Source organism: Actinomyces israelii, assembly GCF_030253495.1.
In the GTDB taxonomy this organism is placed as follows: domain Bacteria; phylum Actinomycetota; class Actinomycetes; order Actinomycetales; family Actinomycetaceae; genus Actinomyces; species Actinomyces israelii.
Genome location: NZ_CP124548.1, coordinates 632459 through 653781 on the forward strand (window position 1 = coordinate 632459; position 21323 = coordinate 653781).

General features: G+C 73.9%; 20 protein-coding genes and 1 tRNA gene. 15 read left to right on the forward strand and 6 right to left on the reverse strand.

From position 1 onward, the window contains the following. Positions 1 to 44: 44 nt before the first annotated feature. On the reverse strand, positions 45 to 1316 hold the full coding sequence (locus AIF0345_RS02475; RefSeq protein ID WP_043562456.1) for an MFS transporter: 1272 nt from the start codon (positions 1314 to 1316) through the stop codon (positions 45 to 47). Between the two features lie 184 nt (positions 1317 to 1500). Next, the gene (locus AIF0345_RS02480) at positions 1501 to 2652 is read right to left on the reverse strand and encodes a variant leucine-rich repeat-containing protein (RefSeq protein ID WP_285297037.1); all 1152 of its coding nucleotides are present in this window, start codon (positions 2650 to 2652) and stop codon (positions 1501 to 1503) included. Positions 2653 to 2865: 213 nt separating this feature from the next. Here AIF0345_RS02480 and AIF0345_RS02485 point away from each other — a divergent pair, with 213 nt between their 5' ends. The 10 genes from AIF0345_RS02485 to AIF0345_RS02530 all read left to right on the forward strand — a co-directional run bounded on the left by AIF0345_RS02485 (position 2866) and on the right by AIF0345_RS02530 (position 13185). After that, positions 2866 to 3639 (forward strand): PP2C family protein-serine/threonine phosphatase, encoded by a 774-nt coding sequence (locus tag AIF0345_RS02485; protein ID WP_273168482.1) that lies wholly within the window; start codon positions 2866 to 2868, stop codon positions 3637 to 3639. Next, positions 3636 to 5018: an FHA domain-containing protein gene (locus AIF0345_RS02490; RefSeq protein ID WP_285297038.1), complete on the forward strand. Its 1383-nt coding sequence runs from the start codon at positions 3636 to 3638 to the stop codon at positions 5016 to 5018. Before AIF0345_RS02485 ends, AIF0345_RS02490 begins: the two co-directional genes overlap by 4 nt. Positions 5019 to 5062: 44 nt before the next feature. Beyond that, the gene (locus AIF0345_RS02495; protein ID WP_043562459.1) at positions 5063 to 5896 is read left to right on the forward strand and encodes an FHA domain-containing protein; all 834 of its coding nucleotides are present in this window, start codon (positions 5063 to 5065) and stop codon (positions 5894 to 5896) included. After that, on the forward strand, positions 5893 to 6945 hold the full coding sequence (locus tag AIF0345_RS02500) for an LmeA family phospholipid-binding protein (protein WP_285297039.1): 1053 nt from the start codon (positions 5893 to 5895) through the stop codon (positions 6943 to 6945). Before AIF0345_RS02495 ends, AIF0345_RS02500 begins: the two co-directional genes overlap by 4 nt. Before the next feature lie 103 nt (positions 6946 to 7048). Beyond that, positions 7049 to 8323 (forward strand): AAA family ATPase, encoded by a 1275-nt coding sequence (locus tag AIF0345_RS02505; RefSeq protein ID WP_285297040.1) that lies wholly within the window; start codon positions 7049 to 7051, stop codon positions 8321 to 8323. Between the two features lie 35 nt (positions 8324 to 8358). Beyond that, complete coding sequence (locus tag AIF0345_RS02510) at positions 8359 to 9375, forward strand: DUF58 domain-containing protein (protein WP_043562462.1); 1017 nt, start codon at positions 8359 to 8361, stop codon at positions 9373 to 9375. Positions 9376 to 9378: 3 nt separating this feature from the next. Next, complete coding sequence (locus tag AIF0345_RS02515; RefSeq protein ID WP_268918368.1) at positions 9379 to 9900, forward strand: alpha-amylase; 522 nt, start codon at positions 9379 to 9381, stop codon at positions 9898 to 9900. Continuing rightward, positions 9894 to 10949: a VWA domain-containing protein gene (locus AIF0345_RS02520; RefSeq protein ID WP_268918367.1), complete on the forward strand. Its 1056-nt coding sequence runs from the start codon at positions 9894 to 9896 to the stop codon at positions 10947 to 10949. The genes AIF0345_RS02515 and AIF0345_RS02520 overlap by 7 nt, the downstream gene beginning before the upstream one ends. Continuing rightward, positions 10946 to 12283 (forward strand): vWA domain-containing protein, encoded by a 1338-nt coding sequence (locus tag AIF0345_RS02525; RefSeq protein WP_285297041.1) that lies wholly within the window; start codon positions 10946 to 10948, stop codon positions 12281 to 12283. The genes AIF0345_RS02520 and AIF0345_RS02525 overlap by 4 nt, the downstream gene beginning before the upstream one ends. Beyond that, on the forward strand, positions 12280 to 13185 hold the full coding sequence (locus AIF0345_RS02530; RefSeq protein WP_043562466.1) for a tetratricopeptide repeat protein: 906 nt from the start codon (positions 12280 to 12282) through the stop codon (positions 13183 to 13185). The genes AIF0345_RS02525 and AIF0345_RS02530 overlap by 4 nt, the downstream gene beginning before the upstream one ends. A gap of 476 nt (positions 13186 to 13661) precedes the next feature. Here the strand turns inward: AIF0345_RS02530 and mscL are convergent, their stop codons facing one another. From mscL to AIF0345_RS02545, 3 genes are all read right to left on the reverse strand, one after another. Continuing rightward, positions 13662 to 14054, reverse strand: coding sequence for a large conductance mechanosensitive channel protein MscL (gene mscL, locus AIF0345_RS02535; RefSeq protein WP_043562467.1), 393 nt, complete (start codon positions 14052 to 14054; stop codon positions 13662 to 13664). 115 nt (positions 14055 to 14169) lie between these two features. Then, complete coding sequence (locus tag AIF0345_RS02540) at positions 14170 to 14883, reverse strand: SAF domain-containing protein (RefSeq protein WP_404975967.1); 714 nt, start codon at positions 14881 to 14883, stop codon at positions 14170 to 14172. Between the two features lie 202 nt (positions 14884 to 15085). Next, the gene (locus AIF0345_RS02545; RefSeq protein WP_273166056.1) at positions 15086 to 15763 is read right to left on the reverse strand and encodes a 5-formyltetrahydrofolate cyclo-ligase; all 678 of its coding nucleotides are present in this window, start codon (positions 15761 to 15763) and stop codon (positions 15086 to 15088) included. A 161-nt stretch (positions 15764 to 15924) separates the two neighbouring features. Here AIF0345_RS02545 and AIF0345_RS02550 point away from each other — a divergent pair, with 161 nt between their 5' ends. The 4 genes from AIF0345_RS02550 (at position 15925) to AIF0345_RS02565 (ending at position 19555) form a co-directional block, all read left to right on the forward strand. Further along, positions 15925 to 17136 (forward strand): molybdopterin molybdotransferase MoeA, encoded by a 1212-nt coding sequence (locus AIF0345_RS02550; RefSeq protein WP_285297042.1) that lies wholly within the window; start codon positions 15925 to 15927, stop codon positions 17134 to 17136. Between the two features lie 3 nt (positions 17137 to 17139). Continuing rightward, positions 17140 to 17832 (forward strand): GNAT family N-acetyltransferase, encoded by a 693-nt coding sequence (locus AIF0345_RS02555; protein ID WP_043562470.1) that lies wholly within the window; start codon positions 17140 to 17142, stop codon positions 17830 to 17832. Positions 17833 to 17947: 115 nt separating this feature from the next. Continuing rightward, a complete protein-coding gene (locus AIF0345_RS02560; protein ID WP_285297044.1) occupies positions 17948 to 19375 on the forward strand; it encodes a hypothetical protein in 1428 nt (475 codons plus the stop codon). Between the two features lie 104 nt (positions 19376 to 19479). Then, a tRNA-Ala gene (locus AIF0345_RS02565) sits at positions 19480 to 19555 on the forward strand. A 64-nt stretch (positions 19556 to 19619) separates the two neighbouring features. Here AIF0345_RS02565 and AIF0345_RS02570 read toward each other — a convergent pair. Then, positions 19620 to 20366, reverse strand: coding sequence for a 4'-phosphopantetheinyl transferase family protein (locus AIF0345_RS02570; protein WP_285297045.1), 747 nt, complete (start codon positions 20364 to 20366; stop codon positions 19620 to 19622). Between the two features lie 291 nt (positions 20367 to 20657). Between AIF0345_RS02570 and AIF0345_RS02575 the strand changes: the two genes are divergently transcribed. Beyond that, positions 20658 to 21320, forward strand: coding sequence for an MptD family putative ECF transporter S component (locus AIF0345_RS02575; RefSeq protein WP_285297046.1), 663 nt, complete (start codon positions 20658 to 20660; stop codon positions 21318 to 21320). Positions 21321 to 21323: the final 3 nt, after the last annotated feature.

The window sequence follows — 21323 nt, forward strand, 5'->3', positions numbered from 1 at the left end:
GTGACACCGTCTATCTCGTACGAAAATGTCTATCTCGACGGGGTTCAGCGGGGCAGGCTGGCGTGCGCGCGCGCCCGGCGCAGGACCCGCAGCCCCGCCAGGGTCGCCGCCGTGGCGAGCCAGGCGCACCCGGCGGCCAGCAGGTAGCCGCCGTGAGCGCCCTCGGCGTCCACCACGCGACCGCCCAGCAACGAGCCCAGCGACACCCCGACGCTCAGCGACGTGCTGATCCACGCCAGCCCCTCGGTGAGCTGGGAGGGCGCCACGGAGACCTGGACGATGTTGTTTCCGGTGGTGATGGTCGGGGCGATCGCCATGCCGGTGGTGGCCATGAGCGCGCCGAGCACCACCAGCCCCGGCGCGAGCGGCAGGAGCGAGGCGCCGATGGACAGCGCCGCGGTGCCGGTCAGGAACTGCTTCCACAGGGGCCACCTCCACGAGCGCGCCCCGTAGACGAGCGCGGCCACCAGCGACCCCGCCGACCACGCCGCCAGCAGGGCTCCCGAGGCCGACTTGCGCCCGGCCTCCGTGGCGAAGGCCACCGAGGCGACGTCGCTGGCGCCGAACATGGCCCCGGAGAACAGGAAGGCCACGAGGACGACGAGCACCGCGCCGTGGCGCACCACCGGCCTGTTCGGGCGCCGGGCGCCGTCATCCCCGGCGGGCCCCTCCCGCGGCTCGCCCGGCGCCTCCGCACGACGCCGGCGCCGCCGGTGGGGCGTGGGCTCGGTCCGGCGCTGCGACAGGAACCACAGCCCGCCGGCGAGTTGGAGGGCCAGCGACGCGATCCAGCCGGTGGTGACCGGCAGAGCCGGCGAGGTGCACAGGGCCGTGGTCAGGACCGGCCCGATAATGAGGGCGACCTCGTCGAGGGCGGCCTCGAGGGAGAAGGCCGTGTGCACGTCCTCCGGGCGGGTGGTCACCGTGGTCCACCGCGAGCGCACGAGCGAGCCCATGGAGCCGGACAGGCCGCCGGCCGGCGCCGCCAGCGCCATGAGGACCCGCAGGTCGGCGTGCGCCCGGGCGGCGAGGATGAGTCCGAGCATGGACGCTCCGGAGACCGTCAGCGCCGGCACCATCACCCTGGACTGCCCGTGCTCGTCCACCAGCCGCGCCAGCAGGGGCGCGCCCACGGCGGCCGCGACGATGTTGACCGCGGAGACGGCCCCGGCCGCCGAGTAGCTGCCGTACAGGGCCTGGACGGCCAGGATGGTGGCGATCCCCTGCATGGACATGGGGAACCGCGCCAGGAGCCCTGCGACGGAGAAGGCGGCGGCGCCGGGGATGCGCAGGATGCGACCGTAGGTGGAGGACATGGGTCGGTGGGCCTGTCTGGTCGGTCGTGGGCCGCGCCCACGGGGTGATGAGGGACGGCAGCGCTCCTGGGGGCAGCGCCGTTGAGCGGCCGGCGGGTCGGACGGCCGGCGGACGCGGGGCGGTGCCGGCGTCCGCGCCGGTCGGTACGCCGGATCGGTGCCGGCCGGTGCTGGTCAGTGCTGGTCAGTGCTGGGCGGACTTGGACGTGCCCCGAGAGTCGTCGCGGGACACCTTGAAGCCCTGGCCGGTGATCTGGCTCCAGCACTCGACGCCGTTCTCCGAGGAGGTGCAGGCGAAGGAGTCGTTCTTCGCGGCCGAGCCGTACTGGAGCTGGGCGCCCGCGCTGCTGAAGGAACCGCCGCAGCTGCTGGTGGCGCTGCCGTCCTTCTTGACGGTCCAGGTCACCGGTGAGCTCGCGGAGTTCCTGCAGGAGGCGTCCGTGGGCGTGAAGTTGTGCTCGTTGATGGTGCAGGTGACCGAGTCCTCCGTCAGCGTGCAGGTGATATTGCCGCTGGGGGCGGTGAAGGCGGACAGCTCGATGGCGTTGGCCGGAGCGGGCGCCGTGATCTTCGGCGTCGGGGTGGCCGAGGGCGTCGGGGCGGCCGAGGGGGAGGCCTTCTTCGAGGGGGCGGCCTTGGAGGGCTCGCTCTGCGTGGTCGCCACGGAGCTGTCGGCCGAGTTGTCGTCGGCGGAGTCACCGCCGCCGTGGTTCGACAGGATGAACCACACGACGACGGCGACGACGGCGACGATGGCGACGGCGCCGAGGATCCACAGCCACAGGGTCGGACGGGGCCCGGTCTCCTCCTCGGCCGCCTCGCCGACGCCGAACACCCCCTCAGGGGCCTGCTGGGCGGACTGGGCGGACCGGGCGTACTCCGGCTGGACGGGCTGGTACTGGGGCTGCTGGAAGGTCTGCGTCTGCTGGGCGTACTCCGGCTGGACGGGCTGGTACTGGGGCTGCTGGAAGGTCTGCGTCTGCTGGGCGTACTCCGGCTGGAAGGGCTGCTGGCGCTGGGTCTCGGTGAGCGACTGCTGCTGGGGCGGGGACTGGGGGGACTGCACCCCGATCTGCCCGGGCGCCAGGATCTGGGTGGCGCCGTCGGCGGGCGCGGTCGTCAGAGGCTGCGCGGGACCGTAGCGGCGCGCCAGGGCGGCGTCGACGGCGGGGTCGCCGAGCGTGCCGAGCCACTCCAGGAGCGCCGGATACGTACGTGGGTTCGTTGCGATATAGGGGCGCAGACCCGGATAGTTGTTGGCGAGCTCGTGCAGCTTTGTGAGGTCCGTATTGGGATTGCTCGCTGCGGCGACGAGGTCGTCCTGAGCCTGAGACATGAGGTGAGTCCTCCACGAGTTCACGGTTCCCGCCGTGCGCACCTGGTGCCGTATGGACGTTGTTCGTAGGGAGACGGGGCGGGTCGCCGGTGGGTACCGGTCTCCAAGAGCGTACCTGAGGTGAGCCGAGTTGCGCCCGTGACGGTATCGTCGGCGCCATTCAGCCGTCGGCCGCGCTCGCACCCCGGCCGCCGTCCAGTATAGGAGACGTCTATGAGCGAGATCTCGGCCGCGCCCCGGCCGCAGGGCGAAGCCCTCGTGCCCGTCGCCGGCGCGGCCACCGACGTCGGCCGGTCGCGCCCCGTCAATGAGGACGGCTATCTCGCCATGGCGCCCGCCTTCGTCGTCGTGGACGGCATGGGCGGGCACGCCGCCGGGCGCGCCGCGACCCGCGCCGCCCTGGGCGCCCTGGCGTCGCTGGCCGGTGCCGCGGTCACCGACGAGCGGGTCATTGTCGAGGCCATGCTCGCAGCCGGCGAGGCGGTGACCGCCATCCCCTCGCACGCGGCCCACCGGCCCGGGGCCACCGTGGCCGGCGCCGTCCTGGCCCAGCTGCCCGAGGGGCTGACGTGGATCACATTCAATATCGGCGACTCGCGCGTCTACCTCATGCGTGACGGGGCCCTCACGCAGATGTCCCGCGACCACTCCCAGGTCCAGGCGCTCATCGACGCGGGCCAGCTCACGCCCGACCAGGCCCGCCATGATCCTCGGAAGAACGTAGTCACCCGGGCGCTGGGGGCCGGCCTGAACCAGGAGGCCGTCCCCGACATGTTCACCGCGTCCGCCCAGCGCGGGGACCGCCTGCTCGTCTGCTCCGACGGGCTGACCGACGAGCTCGACGACGAGGCCCTGGTCACCGTGCTCGGCGCCGGGATGCGTCCGCAGCGCACCGCCGAGGCGGCGGTCGCCGCCGCCCTCGAGGCCGGTGGCCACGACAACGCCACTGCCCTGGTCGTCGACCTTGTCCCGGAGTCGGCGCTATGAATGACGCGGGCGCCGGCGGCGAGGCCGCCCCCAAGCGGGTCGCGGGCCGCTGGGGGGAGGCGCTCCTGGCCCCGGAGGCCCCCCGGGACGTGGAGCGGGCGGTGCTCGCGGCCCTCGGCGGCTCGACTGGCCTGTCGGCTCCGCCGGCTGCGAAGGGACGGCACGCCTGGGGGCCGGTGGATCTCAACCGCCCCACGCCCGCCTCCGCCGTCACCGCGGACGAGCCCGCCAGCACGACCCGGCTCCGCTGCCCGGCCGATGCGCCGCCCGCGGCCGTCCCCGAGACCGCCGGGACGTACTCGGCCGTCATCCCGCCGACCTTTCCTCCGCAGGCCCACTCGCAGCAGGTGCCTGCCGCTGCGGAGCCCCCGCCGGTCGCGCGCGCGGACGCGGCCCCCCTCGGCTCGACGGCGCCCGCCGGCGCACCCGGGCTCGCAGGCGCCCTCGGACCCGCAGGGGCGTCCGGGCCGGAGCCCGCCGGTTCTACGGCCCCCGCCGGCCCGGACGCGCCGGAGTGCCCGAGCGGGGCGGAGACCGGCGTGTGGATCGACCCCGACGACCTGCCCATGAGCGTCGAGCCCGGCGCCGACGCGCTCGCGGACGGCGAGGCCCCGCGCACCGCGCCCGCGCGCTCCGCCGACCCCGCTCCGTCCGGTCCCCCTCCCGAGCCGATTCCGCGCTACCCCGAGCCCGAGCCGGGGTCGGGGCGCCGTCGTCGGCGTGCTGCGGCGCCCCCCGCGTCCGGGCCGGCCCCGCCCCGTGCCGCGGAGGGGGACGGCGGCCCCGGTTCCGGGCGGCGCTCCTCCACGGCGCCGCTGCCTCCGGGCGGGGCGCCTGCGCCCGAGGAGGCGGCGCAGGCTGCGTCCTCAGGGTCCTCAGGGTCCTCGGGCGCCACCGGGACCCTCGTCCGGGAGGCCGAGTCCGTCCCCATGATCACCTCGGCCATCTGCGTGGCGGGTCACGCCAACCCGCCGGACGCGCAGGTCTGCCTGTGCTGCTCGGCGCCCCTGAGCGGGCGGCTCATCCCGGTGCCGCGGCCGGTCCTGGCCATGATCACCCTGCCCACCGGGACGAGCGTGCCCGTGCGCGGCGACCTCGTCGTCGGGCGCGCACCGCGTCCGCAGCCGGGGGGCGAGCCCGGCGCGTTCCTCCTGGAGGTGCCCAGCCCCGCCCACCTGGTCTCACGCTCCCACCTGCTGATCACGACGGCGGGATGGAACGTGCTCGCCCGCGACCTGGGCTCCAACAACGGCACGGTGCTCCTGCGACCGGGGTTCCCCGCGGTCCTGCTCGCAGCCGCCCTGCCGACGCCGCTGTACGTGGGAGACTTGCTGGACGTCGGGGACGGCGTCATGCTGCGGGTCGAGCCACCCATCTAGGCGCCCCCCTCTCACACTGCTCCTGAATCGCAAGGAGGCCTCATATGAGCGACCTGACCTGGACCGAACGCCCGGAGGTCGATCCGGACCGCCCCGACGAGCTGGTCCTCGACTTCTCCGGGGAGGTGCACCGCATCGGCACCGACGAGACCTTCGTCATCGGTCGCGGCGGGGACCTCGACATCGACGACAACCCCTACCTCCACCGCCGCTTCCTCGTGCTGGCCCACGAGGGCGGGCTGTGGTGGATCGCCAACGAGGGCACGCGCCTGTCGGCGACGCTGACCGACGGCGACGGGCTGGTCCAGTCCCGGCTCGCCCCGGGGGCCCGCCTGCCCCTGGTCTTCCAGCGCATTATCCTCACGTTCTCGGCGGGACCCACGACCTATGAGATTGATCTCATCACGGCCGGCGAGGACCGGTTCTCCGGCATCGACGGCGTTCACCAGTCCACGGGTCAGACCACCATCGGCGCGGCGCCGATGACCAAGTCCCAGCTGCTGCTCGTCCTGGCCCTGGCCGAGCCGGTGCTGCGGCGCGCCGGCACCGGGGCCGCCGAGATCCCCTCCTCGGCCGCCGCCGCCGCGCGCCTGGGATGGCCGCTGACCAAGTTCAACCGCAAGCTCGACAACGTCTGCGAGAAGCTCGACCGCGTGGGCGTGCGGGGCCTGCGCGGCGGGCGCGCCGGGGGCGCCGCCTCCAACCGCCGCACCGCGCTCGTGGAGCACGCTGTGGCCACCCTCATGGTGACCGCCGAGGACCTCCCCATGCTCGACCAGGAGCACGCCGCCAACGAGATCGCGGCGCGCGAGGCCGGCACGAGCACGGCCTCGGTCGGCGTCGACAAGCGCGCCGGCGCCGAGGACGGAAGAAGATGAGTGGCGTGGCCGGCGACGACAGGACCACCGCGGGCGGCGGACGGGCCGGGGACGGCCCGCCCGCGGGGAGCGGGCACTGGAGGCCCCTGCGCGTGACGGCCGGCGACTCCGCGGGGGCTTCCCCCGCGGGCGCGCCGGCTTCCGCGGGTGCACTCGCCGACGGCGACCGGGCGGCCCCGCCGCCCGCGGTCCCGGGCGCCGATGGCGGCGGCAGCGGCGGCATCGCCAGCAGCGGCGGGCGGCAGCGCGACCGCCCGCGTCGCCGTCGGGGCGGGGCGGTCGTCGTCGTCCTGCTCGTGCTCGTCCTGGCGGTCGGGGGGGCGTGCGCGGGCGCGGAGCTCTACGTCCGCTTCCGGGTCGCCTCCACCGTCCGCTCGGCGATGCCCGGGCTGTCCTCGGACGCCCGGGTCGCCACCGAGGGTCTTGTTCTGCCTCAGGTCCTGAGGGGCGAGCTGGACTCCCTGTCCGTGACCGCCGGCGAGCTGGAGCTGGCCTCCAAGGGCGGCGCGGACGGGCAGGACGCGGACGCCGGCCCCGATGGCTCCGCCCGGGGCGGTCTCAGGCTGCTCGACGCCGATGCCTCGCTGACGTCCGTCGGCCTGTCGGACCCCTTCCCGGCCGGCCGCGTCGACGCCACGGCGTCGGTGGGCTGGGACCAGGTCGCGACCATGGTGGCGGCCGCGGCCCCCAACATGTCGGCCGTCACCGTGCAGGCCGGCTCCGCCGGCTCCGACGACGCCCCGGGGACCGTCTCCGCCTCCGCCGGCGTGCTGGGGCTCGCCGCTTCCCTGACGATCGTGCCGTCGGTCACCGACGACGGCGGGCTGCTCCTGGACGTCACGTCGGTCACGGTCCGCGGCGTCGAGCTCGGCACCGACGCCACGGTCTTCGGCCGTCCCGTCCTGTCCTATGTGGGGCTCGACACCCATGAGATCAGGATCGGCGCCGACTCGCTGCCGCAGGGGCTGAACCTGACCCGCGTCTCGGTGACCGACAAAGGGCTGAGGCTGACCTTGTCGGGATCCGACGTCGAGCTCGCCGATCTGTGAGCCGGGGCGTCGGGCTCCCCATCGATCGGCCTGGGCTCAGCCCGGCGTCTCGTATAGCCTTCCGATGGTGCTGCCGTCACCTCTCCGGCGCATGAGGAGTTTCATGAGCAACCAGCCAGTTCAGTCCTACGGCGTCACGGCCGACCCCGGCCGGCAGGCCGTCATGCCGCCAACCGTGTCTCCCGGGGCGACACCCGCGCCGTCGGCGCCGGCGGTGCCCGCGGTGCCGCAGGCGCCGTCCCACTCCGCTCCCGGGCGGCGGGAGAGGACCTCCCAGCCCTCGGCCCCGCGCGGCCTGTCCCCCAACCCGGCCGGCCCCTCCTATCCCGCTCCCACCGCCACCCTGCCCAGCAACAGGGCGCTGGCGCGCAAGGCGGAGCGCGCCTCCCGCTCCAACGCCTCGCCCGAGGCGGACGTCGAGCGCGCCTCCGAGCTCCTCCACCGCGTGGCCGACACCTTCACCCAGCGGGTGGTCGGCCAGAAGCGCCTGCGCCTGGCGCTGACGTCCACGCTCATCGCGGGCGGGCACATCCTGCTGGAGTCGGTCCCCGGCCTGGCCAAGACGACGGCGGCCCAGACGCTGGCCGCCGCGGTCTCCGGCTCCTTCCACCGCATCCAGTGCACCCCCGACCTCATGCCCAACGACATCGTGGGCACCCAGATCCTCAACTACGCCACCGGCGAGATGACCACCCAGCTCGGGCCGGTCCACGCCAACATCGTCCTGCTCGACGAGATCAACCGCTCCAGCGCCAAGACCCAGTCGGCCATGCTCGAGGCCATGCAGGAGCGGCAGACCTCCATCGGCGGCGTCGTCTACCCCCTGCCCCACCCCTTCATGGTGCTGGCCACCCAGAACCCCATCGAGGAGGAGGGCACCTACGTCCTGCCCGAGGCGCAGATGGACCGGTTCCTCATGAAGGAGGTGCTGACCTACCCCAAGCCGGCCGAGGAGGCCGACGTCCTGGACCGCATCTCGTCGGGGGCCTTCGAGGAGGCCATCACGACCCTGCCCATCTCCACCGACGACGTCGAGTGGCTCCAGGGCGTCGTCGAGCGCGTCTACGTGGACCCGGTCATCAAGCAGTACATCGTCGCCCTGGTCAACACCTCCCGCGGCGGCGGCCCGCGGCCCGTGCCCGGCCTGGACAAGCACGTGCGCGTGGGCGCCTCCCCGCGCGGCGGCATCGCCCTGATGAAGATCGCCCAGGCCGTCGCCCTGCAGGCGGACCGCACCTACGTCACCCCCGACGACGTCGGCCTTCTGCGCCACGCTGTGCTGCGCCACCGCCTGGTGCTGACCTACGACGCCCTGGCCGACGACATCGCCCCCGAGGCGATCATCGACGCCATCTTCGCCGCGGTGCCGACGCCCTGACCGGGCGCAGGACTCACGCTCTCGGTGATCAAGCGATGAAGACGTCTTCCCAGGCCTCCCCGGACGCGCCCGAGGCCCCGCCCCGGCCCTCCATGGGGCGCGGCTCCCGGGTGGCGCGCGTGCGCGGCCGGCTGGCGCTGCCCACGCTGCGGCGCGCCACCGGCCTGCTCGACGGGCGCCACAAGTCGGTGCTCCTGGGCCACGGCCAGGACTTCGACGACCTGTCGCTCTACCGGCCGGGCGACGACGTGACCGACATCGACTGGAAGGCCTCGGCGCGCATCGGCCAGCCCGTCATCAAGCGCTACCAGCGGGAGGCCAACCTGCCCCTGGTCCTGGCGGTGGACACCGGGCGCACCATGGCGGCGCAGACGCCGGCCGGCGAGGACAAGCGCGAGCTCGCCCTGGCCGTCGCCGAGATCTTCGCCTACCTGGCGCGCATGCGCGGGGACCCGGTCGCGCTCGTGGCCGCCGACGCCGACCGCCAGGTCTCGCGGCCCCCGCGCTCCGGCTCCGAGCACGCCGAGACGCTGCTGACCCAGCTGGCCCACCTCTTCAACGACCTGACCGACTCCGACGGCGCGGCGCCGGGCGCCGGCCTTCTCGCCGCGGGGGCTCCCGCCTCCGACCTGGTCACTCTTCTCGACCGGGTCTCCATCTGGCACCGCAGACGCAGCCTGGTGGTGCTCATCACCGACACCGCCCACCCGGACCCGGTCCTCGCCCCCCGCGTCGTCGACCTGCTGCGGCGCCTGTCGGCCCAGCACGAGCTCATCGTCATCCAGATCGAGGACGACGACCCGCTGACCCCCGGGCGCGGGCGCGCCCACGACGTCGAGCTCTCCGGGGAGGTCCCCGCCTTCCTGCGCGAGGACAAGCTGCTGGTCGTCCGTCTGGCCCGGCAGGTCCAGGCCAGGCGCATCGCCGTGACCGCCGCGCTGGACGCCCGCCGCATCGAGTACGTCACCGTTGCCGACGACGCCTCCATGGTCGACCGGATCGCCGACCTGCTGGCCCGCCAGCGCCTGGCCTCCTCCAGAGGGAGGCGCTGAGCCGTGCAGATCAACAGCCCGGTGCTCATGCCGGTGTGGATGATCATCGTCGCCGTCGTCGGCCTGGTCCTGGTCGCGGCCTGGCTGCTGCGGTCCCTGCTCGTCACCCGCCGCGACCTCAGCCGGGAGGTGGGCGACATCCCCATGGCGCCTGCCGAGCGCGGCCGGTGGGGCGACCGCGTCGAGTCCGCCAAGGCGCGCTTCGCCTCCGGCGAGATCGACCTGCGCGGCCTGCACCTCGAGCTCGCGTCGATCCTGCGCGGCTTCGCGGCCGCCCGCAGCGGCGAGGACATCACGACCGCGACGGTGCGCGAGATCCTGGACATGTCCGACACGGCCGGCCCGCGCGACATCGAGGACCGGCTCAGGCTCGTGCGCCGTCACCGGCGCCCGCTCGACACCAACCCGCTGGGGCACGTCGGCGAGCTGCTGGCGGTGTGGGAGCAACCCTCCTTCGACCGCGACCCCGAGGCCGCGGCCGAGGAGGCCGTAAGCGAGGCGAGGGAGGTAGTGACCCGATGGTGATGACCTGGCTGGCGTGGGTCCTGATCGGTCTCGGCCTGCTGGTCGGCGTGCTCGCCGCCACGGGCAGGATATCGTGGCCGCCGGACGGCCGGGGCAAGGACGGGCCCAGGCGCGTGGCCAACTCCGCGGTGCTCCTGGCCAGCCCGCTCGTGCGGGCCCGGGTGCGCCGACGCCGGTTCCTGCACGCCCTCCTGGCCGTCCTGGCGGTTGTCGGCCTGGTCGCCGCCTCGCTGGTGGCGGGGCGGCCGGTGGACCGCGCCGTGCGCAGCAGGGCCCTGGCCAGCCGCGACATCGTGCTGTGCCTGGACGTGTCCACCTCGATGCTCTCGGCCGACGTCGAGATCCTCGACACCTTCGGCAAGCTGCTGGACACCTTCGAGGGCGAGCGCGTGGCGCTGGTCGCCTGGAACACGACCGCTCAGACGATGGTGCCGCTCACCGACGACTACGACCTGCTGCGCTCACAGTTCGAGGAGGCGGCCGACGCCCTCGACTTCCGGCCCAGCCATCTCAACCCGATGTCGGACAAGTACATCACGACCTTCAGCGGCACGATGCCGCAGGGCGTCCGGGCCTCCTCCCTCATCGGCGACGGGCTCGCCTCGTGCAGCCTCGCCTTCGACAACAACAAGGTGGAGGACCGCTCGCGCTCGATCGTGCTGGCCAGCGACAACCAGGTCGTCGACCCGCTGAACCAGCAGATCTACTCCCTGAACGAGGCCGCCGACCTGGCCTCCCAGGAGGACATCCGCCTGTTCTCCCTGTTCGGCTCCGATCCCAGCACCGTGGACCCGTCCCTGACCGGGATGACCTTGCAGCAGGCGCGCGACAACCTGAGATCCGTGACCGAGAACCACAGCGGCTTCTTCTACGAGGTCGATGACCCCGATGCCGTCGAGGGGATCGTCAAGGAGCTGGAGTCCGACCAGGCCACCGTGCTCGAAGGCGACACCGAGGTGCGGGTCACCGACGTGCCCCAGACCCCGGCGGCGTATCTCGTCGTGGCCGTCGCCGTGCTGCTGGTCCTGACCGCCTGGAGGCGCGCATGAGCTTCGAGCCGATGTTCAACAGCGGGGGGTGGCTCCTGGTCGCCGTCGTGGCCGTGCTCCTGGCGGCGGCGCTGGCGTGGTCGGCGCGCTGGCTCCTGCGCCCCGACGCCGATCCCGGTTCGAAGTGGACCTGGGGCAGGCGCGTGGCGCTGGCGGTCGTGACGGTCCTGATCATGGCCGGACCCAGCGTGCCCGTCACCCAGACGCGCTCGACGTCGAATATCGAGGTCTACCTCGTCGTGGACCGCACCGGCTCGATGGCGGCCGAGGACTGGGCCGGCGGCCCCGACAACGGCGGGGGCACGAGGCTCGACGGCGTGCGGCAGGACCTGATGGCCATCCGGGACGCCTTCGCGTCCGCCCGCTTCTCCATTATCGCCCTGGACACGGCCGCCGCGCGCGAGCTCCCGCTGACCTCCGACATTGACGCCGTGACCTCGTGGATCAACTCCCTGCAGCAGGAGCAGACGGCACGCTCCAGCGGGTCCTCCCTGGAGCGGGCTCTGCCGCAGCTCTCCCAGGACCTGCGCGCCAGCTCCGAGAACTCCCCCGAGGCGGCCAGGCTCGTCTACGTCCTGTCCGACGGGGAGCCCACCGACGACGGCGCCGCCGCCTCGGATGCCGGCGCGGCCGGGCTGTCGTGGAGCCAGGTGGGCTCAATGGTCGACGGCGGCGCCGTTCTCGGATACGGGACGCTCGACGGCGGCCAGATGCGCGAGTTCGAGGTCGGGCAGACCCCCGATCCCAGTGCGGAGCCGACGTACATCACGGATCCGGACACCGGTCAGCCCGCCGTCTCCAAGCCCGACACCTCCGAGCTCCAGAACGTGGCCTCCGGCCTGGGCGTGCCCTACTTCCAGCGCACGGGCGGCAGCGACGACGTGCCGACGCGGGACTTCACCAGCGTCAATGTGACCGAGGTGTTCTCAGACGGCCGGGAGCGCTCGCACAGGCACACCTACTTCATCTGGCCCCTCGGGATCGTCGCCGCCATGCTGCTGATCCTGGAGATGGTGGAGCTGGGGCGCGCCGACCAGGCCGCTGCGCACCTGACCCGCTCCGTGGAGGGCGACGACGCTGCGCCGGGAGACGCGGGTCCGGGCGGTCCTGCGCCGGGAGGCCCGCCGGCCGGGCGCGCCGGCGGCCGGGCCGTCGCCGTACCGGCCGGTCCAGGCGCCATGGTGCGGGCCGTCCCGGTGACGGGCGTCGTGCCCGTGGCGGCCGCGCCGGGCGGCCCCGTGCCCGGCGCTCCTGTGCCGGGCGCCGTCGCGCCGCCCGGCTACCCGGGCGGCCGGGCCGCCGGACCGGGCGCACCGACGGGAGGACCGCGATGAGCGCGCCGCAGGTCCCCTCTGCGCCCGAGGGCAGGGGCGGCGAGATCGGGACGGGCTCGCCCATCGTCTCCTCGGATCCCGACGGGGCCGAGGACCCGCGTCGCAGGGCGGCCCGGCTCCGCCGTCGTCGGCGCCTTCTGGCCTGGGGCGGCGCGCCGGCGGCGGTCGTGACGGTGGTGTCGGTCTGGATGGGCTTCGTCTTCCTCATGACGCTGGCGGCCAACCGGGCGGCGATCGCCGGGGACTACCCCACCGCGGTGAGCCGCTACGAGACGGTGGCGAGGGCCGATCCCTGGCTGGACAAGTGGCGGGTCCACTACAACCTGGGAACGGCCCGTCTGCTGAACAACGATGTCGACGGCTCCATCACCGAGCTGGAGGAGGCGCTCACGACCGCGCCCGCGGCGGGCATGGTCGCCGTCCAGCTCCCGGACGGGACGGAGACGCAGGTCCGCGATCCCAGGGCGCCCGAGTGCCTTGTGCGCGTCAACCTGTACATCGCCTACCTCTCACGTGCGAGCGGCGCCGCCGAGGCGGGTGACGAGGCCGGGGCGAAGGCCGCCCAGGATCAGGCGACAGCCGCCGCCGGGGAGTGCGAGGTCCCGCCGCCGCCGGACTCCTCGCCCACGCCGAGCCCGGACCCGACGAGCGACCCGTCGAGTGACCCGTCGGGCGAGCCTTCCAGCGGCCCGTCCGGCAAGCCCTCCGACGACCCGTCGAGCGGCCCCTCCAGCTCGGCCTCCGCGAGCCCGGGTGAGACGCCGACCCCCGTCAGCGAGACGACGTCGCCGGCAACGCCCAGCCCCTCGCCGGGCGATTCGCAGCGCGAGAAGCTCAAGGACCGCAATGGCCGGGCCAACGGCGACAGCACGGGGGGCCCCAAGGGCAACCGCCAGTGGTGACCGGCGGAGGCCGGCCTGGACGACCGGCGCTCGCCCCTTTATCGAGATCGGTCGAGTTCCGCGTCGAGATCGGTTCGGGAGGCCCCGGCTCGCAATCGCCTCTCAGATGATGGCGGTGCTGGGGCGGCCGCTCGGTCGGCTGCGAGGTCCCGCGGGGTACGGAAGGCTGCAACCTTCGGCTCGTACCTTGGGGCTCGCGGTCGTCGGTCTGCTCCTCGACCGCGGTGCCCGGCAGCCCGACCCGCTGGCACCGCCCCGATGGGCACCGCCTCCCGCCGGTGCGCCCTCTCGGGCGTGCGGGCGTCGACGACGGCGCAGTCGGGCCGCCCTGCGGCGCGGGTTCCCGGCGTCGTTGGCCTCTGAGAAGGCGGCGGCGCCTCGGACCGGCCCCGGCGCGGAAGTGAACCGGTCTCGGCCCGGAAGCGGGCCGAGACCGGCGGATGAGAGCGGGTGCGCGAGCGAGCCGGTCGCTGCGATCAGGCCTGAGGCTTGTTGGCGAGCAGGTCGCGGATCTCGGTGAGCAGCTCGACGTCGGTCGGCTCGGCGGGCTTGTCCTCCTCGGCCTTGGTCATGCGCTCCTTGAGCTTGTTCATCGGCAGGACGATGGCGAAGTAGACGGCGACGGCGACCAGGAGGAAGTTGACCACCTGAGTCAGGATCGTTCCCGGCTGGATGTAGCTGCCGTCCGCGAAGATCTTGAACTGGCCGATGGAGTCGAAGTTCGGCTTGCCGATGATCTGCCCCAGGATGTCCAGGATGACCTTGGTGATCGCGTCGACGATCGGCTTGAAGGCGTTGCCGATAATGACGGCGACGGCGAGCTCCAGGGCGTTGCCCTGCGAGATGAACTCCTTGAATCCCTTGAGCATGGGGGACCTTTCCTGGCTGGGCGAGGGCGCAGTGCGGCCGCTCGCGGAAGGATGGAAATAAGAATCCGGCAGCCCGGATGGGCTGCCGCCGCGGCACAGTGGCACCGAACAAGAGTCAGGGGCTCAGCACGACACCAAGAGCGCCGTTCGTGGCCGCGCTAACAATAAGGCTAGCGTTTGCTGCGGGAACGGCAAGAGTTATAAGTGTGACCTTCCTCCCCGCCGCCCATCTGCTGTCCTCGCCTTCGGTCGACGATAGGACCACGCGTGCATTACGGCATAAAACGTCCGTGCTCGGGCCCGCGTGGAACGTGCCCGTGCCAGCGGAGCCGTCCGTCCCCTGGACCGCGACCTCCCCGATGACGTCCACGTGCGCACCAGGTTCGGCCAGCTGCGCCCCGACCTCCACCGGGACCTGGACCAGCCGCTCGCCGTCCCCCAGGCCGACGGCGAGCGCCGCACTCGTCATCGAGACGGTCACCACCGTGCCCTTCTCCAGCCTGATCGCCGCCCGCGAGCCGATGACCTCGGGGCCCGCCAGGCCGTCGTCGGGAAGGGCATCCGGTGGCAGCGCGCGGGTGGCGAGGTCCTCGGCCGCGATGACCTCGCCCGCGCTGATGGGCCGCGCGGCGACGAGCACCTTCCGGCCGGGCTCCGGTCCGGGGCGAAGCACGTTGAGGGCCAGCACCGCGGCGGCGCCGAGGCACAGGGCGACCACGAGGTGGCGGTGGCGCCACAGGGCGAGCGATGGTCGGCGGATTCTCGGGCGGGAGGACGCGCGTGCGCTGCGGGAGGGGGCGTCGGGGGAGGAGCGGCTGCGTCGGAACATGTCTTCAGGGTGAGGCCTCCGGGCCGGAAGCGCACCTGTGGTTCCGAAACCTGTGGACAGCGCCGCGATCCGAGGAGGCGGACCGGGCCTGTGGAGCCCTGCGAGTGGCCGCCCGACGCCCCGAACCGATCTCGGCGCGGAAGTGAACCGATCTCGACGAAGGGGGTAACGGGGGGACGGGCTCCTCGCGCCTCCTCGCGCCTCAGCTCCCGGCGGCGAAGGCCGAGCCCTCCAGCAGGAACCAGGCGGACGGGGTGATGACGGCGTCCACGACCTCGTCGTGCTCCTCGGTCGGCAGCGGCCCGGGGACGAGCTCGTCGTCGTACACCATGGCGAAGACGCCGACGCCGTCGCGGCGCAGCGGGAGCATCCTGTCGTACCAGCCCCCGCCCTGGCCGAGCCGGCGGCCGCCGCGGTCCACTGCCAGGGCCGGGACGACGAGGGCGTCGGCCCGGGCGATCGCCTCGGCGGGCAGGGCCTCGCCGCTGGGCTCGGGGGGCCGCCCGGGCGCCCGCTCGGCGAGATCGCGCGCGCCGCGGAAGTCCCCCCACGACCGCGCCAGGTGCGGGCCGAGCACCGGCAGGAGCACGGAGACGCCCCGCTCGAGAAGACGGTCGAGCAGCTGCCGGGTGCACGGCTCGTACCCGACCGAGACGTACGCGGCCACCGTGCTCGCGCCGTCGAGGGCCTGCAGGGCGTGCTCGGTGAGGGCCTCGCAGTCGGCGTTGTGCCCGTGCTCGCAGCGACGGTGCCTGGAGCGCCGGTGGGAGCGCAGGATCGCGCGCAGCTCCTCCTTGGCGTCCTCCGTCTCCGATGGCGTCAGCGAGGCGGTGTCGGGCAGGGCGGCGGGCTCGGCGGGCTCGGCGGGGTCAATAGTCATGGGCTCATTTTTCTCGGGCCGGGGGAGCGGGACAACCACGATCCCCCCCGCCGCCGCGCCGCCCGGCCCGGCCTGCCCGGGGACGGGCCGTGCATGCGCGTAGCCTGGGGACGACATGCCCGGGGCGCCAGGCTCGGGCGGGACACGGAGGAGCCAACCCCATGCGCACCGTTGCCGAGCACCTCGCCGCGTGCCTCGAGACCGCCAAGCCCGCCGCGCCGCTCGACGTCGTCCTGCTCGACGCCGTCGGCTGCGTGCTGGCCGAGGACATCGTCGCCGATCTCGACCTGCCGGCCGTCGACCTGGCCGGGCTGGACGGCTACGCGGTGATGAGCGCGGACCTGGCCGCCGCCACCGAGGCGGCGCCGGTGACGCTGGAGGTCATGGAGGCCGTCCGGGCGGGCGACATGCGCCCCACGCGGATAGTGCCCGGGGCCGCCGTCCTGATCGACTCCGGGGCGCCCATGCCCAGGGGCGCCGACGCCGTCGTGCCCTGGATGCTCACCGACCGCGGGCGCACCCGGGTGCGGGTGCGCGCCGCCGCGGGCGCCGGTCAGAACGTGCGGCGCCGGGCGGGCGACGTCGCGTCCGGCACGACGGTGCTGCCCCGGGGCCTGCGCGTCTCCGCCCGCCAGATCGCCCTGCTGGCCGGCATCGGGCGCTACCGGGTCAAGGTCGTGCCCGCGCCGCGGGTCGTCATCGTCTCGATCGGCGACGAGCTGGTCGAGCCGGGCCAGTCGCGGGACGTGGGCGAGGTCTTCGACGCCAACGGCCACGCCCTGGCCTCGGCCGTCACCGACGCCGGCGGTCGGGCCTTCCGCGTGGCCGCCGTGCCCGACGAGCTGGGCGCCCTGGCCGAGACCATCGAGGACCAGCTCGTGCGGGCCGACGTCCTGATCACCACCGGCGGCCTGTCGGTCGGGCAGGGCGACACCGTCAAGGACGTCCTGTCCCCGCTGGGGTCGGTGCGCTTCGACGCCGTCGCCATGGCGCCGGGCCGGCAGCTGGGCCTGGGCACGGTCGAGGACACCCCGATCTTCTGCCTGCCGGGGGACCCGGTGAGCGCGCAGATCGCCTTCGAGGCCTTCGTGCGCCCGGTCCTGCGGCAGCTCGCGGGACGGCGGGACCTGCACCGCTCCTCCCTGCCGGCGGCGATCTCGGCGGGCTGGCGCTCGCCGGCCGGCAGGCGCGAGCTCGTCCCGGTCCTCCTGACCGGCTCGCCCTCGCGCGGTTACGCGGCCGCGCCGACGTCCCGGCCGGGCACGACCAGTCTGCTCGGCCTGGCGCGGGCCAACGCGCTCGCCGTGGTGCCCGAGACGACTGGCGCGGTGGTCGCCGGGGACACGCTGCACTGCCTGCTGCTGGACGCCTGAGCCGTGCGGGGGTTCCCGGGTTCGCTGGGCGCCGGGGTGCGCGCTGCGGTGCGACGACGACGGCGCTTCGCCTGGCCCGCGACGCTGACGGCCTCGGCGGTCACCGAGCGGGGGCTCGCCCGCGGGCCCGAGACGGTCAGGCTGCGGGCGGTGCGGCGGGCCGACGAGCGGGCCTGGTGCGCGCTGCGCCTGGCCGACGACGCGCGGCTGACGCCGTGGGAGGCGACCCTGCCCGCGGGCAGCCCCGAGACGCTGCGGCCCTTCCCGGCGTACGTGCGCCAGCAGAATCGGCTGGCGCGCCGAGGGGCGGCCATGCCCTTCGTCGTCGAGGTCGATGGCGTGCTCGCCGGCCAGGTGCCGGTCGCGCCCATCCAGTGGGGGGCGTTCTCCTCGGCGACCCTGGGGTACTGGATCGGCGGGCGCTGGGAGGGGCAGGGCGTCATGGCGCTGTCCGTGGCCATGGTCCTGGACCACCTGCTGGGTCCCGAGGTCGGGCTGCACCGGGTCGAGATCAATGTCCGCCCGGAGAATGCGCGGAGCCTGGCGCTGTGCCGGCGCCTGGGGCTGCGCGAGGAGGGGCTGCGCCGGGGGCTGATGAATATCGATGGCGCCTGGGCGGACCACCTGAGCTTCGCGGTCGTCGCGGAGGAGATGGGGAGCGGCCCCGGATTCGTGGGGCGCTTGGGGCGAATGTGACTTCTGGTATTCAAGGGGCTCAGGAGGTGGTTTAGGATTGCGATTTCGATCGCCCTGCGCCAACACGCCGGGTTTCTGGCTACCGGGGCGGCCCCGGCCCGCCTACGGTTGAGGGGTGGGAATCGAGGTTTGGGTGCTGGTGGCGCTCGTGGCGATTCTTTCCGCGTACCTTCTGCCGTTTCTGGTCGGGCGCCGGGAGGCGATGCGCCGGTCCAACGCCGACGACCGCTACTCCTCAGAGCTGCGGGTCCTGGCCACGGGCGACGCTCTCGCCTCGGACGCGTCCGACGAGGAGTGCGACGGCGGCGGGCGCGCGCAGATCTTTCGACGTCGACCGGAGGTGAAGGCCATGAACAGGCCCGCCGTGAGGAATGTGCGAGCGCTGCGCACCGAGCGCGAGCTGATCCGTGCGCGTCAGGCCCATGAGGAGGCGCGCGAGCGCCGCCGTGTCGCCGCCTCCCACCGCGCCGCCGTCGCCTGCACCATTACGGGGGTCCTGCTCGGCCTGGTCGTGGTGTGCTCCCTGACGGCCCTGCCGTGGCCGAGCCTCGCCGTCCCGGGGGTGCTCCTGCTGGTGTCGCTGGGGGCCGGGCGCCGTGCCGCGCTCGCCTCGGCGGCGCTGGACCGGCGCGAGCGGCGCCGGATCGCCGAGCTTGAGGACGAGCTGACCGACCTCACCGGGGAGCGGCCCGCCGCCCCGGCGTCGGTCCACCCCATCGCCTCCAAGGACAAGGGCAGGGACGAGCGGGCGGCCTCGCCGCGCGCGGCCGCCGAGCGGACGACGGCGGAGCCGGTCGCCGGCGATGAGCCGGCCGACTCCGCGCCGGCCAGGAGGACTGCGGCGGCCGCCAAGCGCAAGGCGTCGCCCGCTGCGAGGCGGGCGCCCGCGGCGAGCGAGGCTGCGGAGCCGGTGGGCTCGGCGGCCGAGACGAGCGGGGCTGCGGCGTCAGCCGCTGAGGCGGCGCGGACGGCCGAGCGTGCGGGCGCGTCCGCCGCCGGGGCGCCGTCGGCGGACGGGACGAGACGGAGGCCCGCGGCCGAGGAGCCCGCCGAGCCGGCGGAGCGTCCGGCGGCTCGCAGCGGCGAGGGGGCGGCGGTCCAGCAGGCCCTCAGGGCCGTCGCGTGGCCGGTCACCGAGCTGGAGGCCGACGACGGGCCCTCCGAGCCGGCGCCTGAGCCGGCGTCCGGGCAGGCCGGCCCCGAGCGGGACGCGACGCCCGCGCGCAGGCGGAGGACGACGACAGGCGGCGCGGGGCAGGCGGCCTCCACAGCGCGCGAGGCCGTGCGGGAGGCCGCGCCCGCGACCCCGCCGCAGGGCTGGCACCCGGTTCACGTGCCCGCCCCCACCTACACGCTCGCGGCCCGCGCGCCTCGGCGCGCCCTGGAGGAGCTGGAGGAGGAGTCCTACCCGTCCGCGCCGGTGCCGGCGCGGCCGAGCAGCCTGCGGACGCTGCCGACCGAGGGCGTGGAGAAGGAGGAGATCGAGTTCCACCCCATCGACCTGGACGCGGTCCTGGAGAAGCGCCGCGCGGCCGGAGCCTGAGCCGGGGCTGTACGCCCTGGCTCGGGCTGGACGGCGGTGGCGCGGGTCACGGAGCGCTGAGTTGCGGGCGGCGGCGGCCGCGGTGCTACGATCGTCCCGCACCCGGGGCTATGGCGCAGTTGGTAGCGCGTCTCGTTCGCAATGAGAAGGTCGGGGGTTCGAATCCCCCTAGCTCCACCACGCGCAACGGGCCCGCTCCGCCCGACGGTGGGGGCGGGCCCGTGTCATGCCCGTCGAGATCGGTTCATCTCCGCGGTGAGAGAGCGCTTCCGGGCGCGAAGGCCCCGGCACGCTGCGGCCCCGCCGGCCCTGCCGCCGGCTCCCACACGGCTGTGAGGATGTGCCGGCCGTGAACCGTCCACCGCCCGTTGAGCCGTTCGATTGTGCGACCGCCGGCATGGTGTCCGACTACGAGCAGCCGCCCCGTGAAGGTGCCGTCGTCTGAGCGGACGGTCAGCTCGCAGTCGGTGAAGTCGAGCCAGGTCCGGGTGAGCGGGAACCAGGCCTTGTAGATGCTCTCCTTCGCGCTGAACAGCAGGCGGTCCCACGCGACATCCGGCTGGGCGCCGGCCAGGCGGGCGATCCGGCGCGGTTCGGCGGCGACGGCGACCATCTCGGCCACGCCCTCCGGCAGCGGCTCATTGGGCTCCGCATCGATGCCCAGGGCCAGGATGTCGCTCCTGCGGGCGACGGCCGCGGCCCGGCAGCCTTCGCAGTGGGTGAGGCTTCCGACCACCCCCGCGGGCCATCGCGGTTCCCGGTCGGGGCCCGGGAGGATCGGGGCCGGCGGCTGTCCGAGGCGGCGCAGAGCCCGACGGGCGCAGTCGCGGACGGCGGCGAATTCGGCGCGGCGTCTGGGCACGGCCTTCGCGACGACGGCGCTCTCCTCGGGGAAGAGGGCGCCTGCCGGCGCGTCATGCGGCGTCTGCTCGACCTCCACCGCCGTGGGCAGCAGCTCCCTGAACCCGCCCGTCATCGTACCGGCGCCCATGATCTCCTCATCCGCCCTATCCGCCTTGTGCCGGCGCGCGACCTGTCGCGCGCAGCCTGGACCGCAATTTTACGACTCCCTGTCGTTATCCGCGCTGAAAAAATTATAACCGGTATCGATCGTTTCCTGCGGTTCCGTCTTTCGCGGGTCGGGCGTCGCGTTCCGGGCCCCGCGGGGTGTCCGGCGTTTGAGAGGCCTTGACGGTGCGGGCGCGGTCGGCTACCATTTAGTTACACATTGTAACTATGTGATGCCGGCGTGTGCGCCGCACATTCTAAAAGGAGTCGTAGCGTGAGTACGGAGACGCGTAATGAGGATGTTCGCGAGAATCCGCATGGCGGTTCGTCGCCTCGGGAGTCTGCTGCGTCGACAAGGCTGGGCACGAGGGACCTGATTACTCTCGGCGTCTACAGCGTGCTGTACATCGTGGTCATGTTCATTGCGGGGATGCCGTTCGCGTTCAGTCCGGTGCTGACCTATGCGCTGCCGGTCTCGGCTGCGTTCTTCTGCGCCCCCGTGTACCTCCTGCTGGTGGCGAAGGTCCCCAGGCGCGGGGCGGTCGCGATTCTCGGCGCAGTAGTCGGCCTGGTGCTGTTCGTCACGGGCATGTTCTGGCTGTGGGCGGTCGCGGCGCTGGTGCTGGGCGTTGCCGCCGGAGAGGTCGCCGCGCTCGGGCGCTTCCGGAGCCCGGGCCTGAACACGGTCAGCTACGTGGTGCTCGCCCTCGCCCCGCTCGCGAGCTACGTCATGGTCTGGATCAATCAGCAGTCCTACCGCGCCTATCTCGTCGGGAAGGGCACCGACGACGCCTACATGAACACGATGATCGCGGCGGCGAACCAGTGGCTCCTGGTGGCGATCGTGGTGGGCACTCTTCTCGCAGCCTGGCTCGGCACGCTGCTGGGACGGCGGATGCTCGCCCGCCACTTCACGCGCGCCGGTATCGTCGCCTGAGCC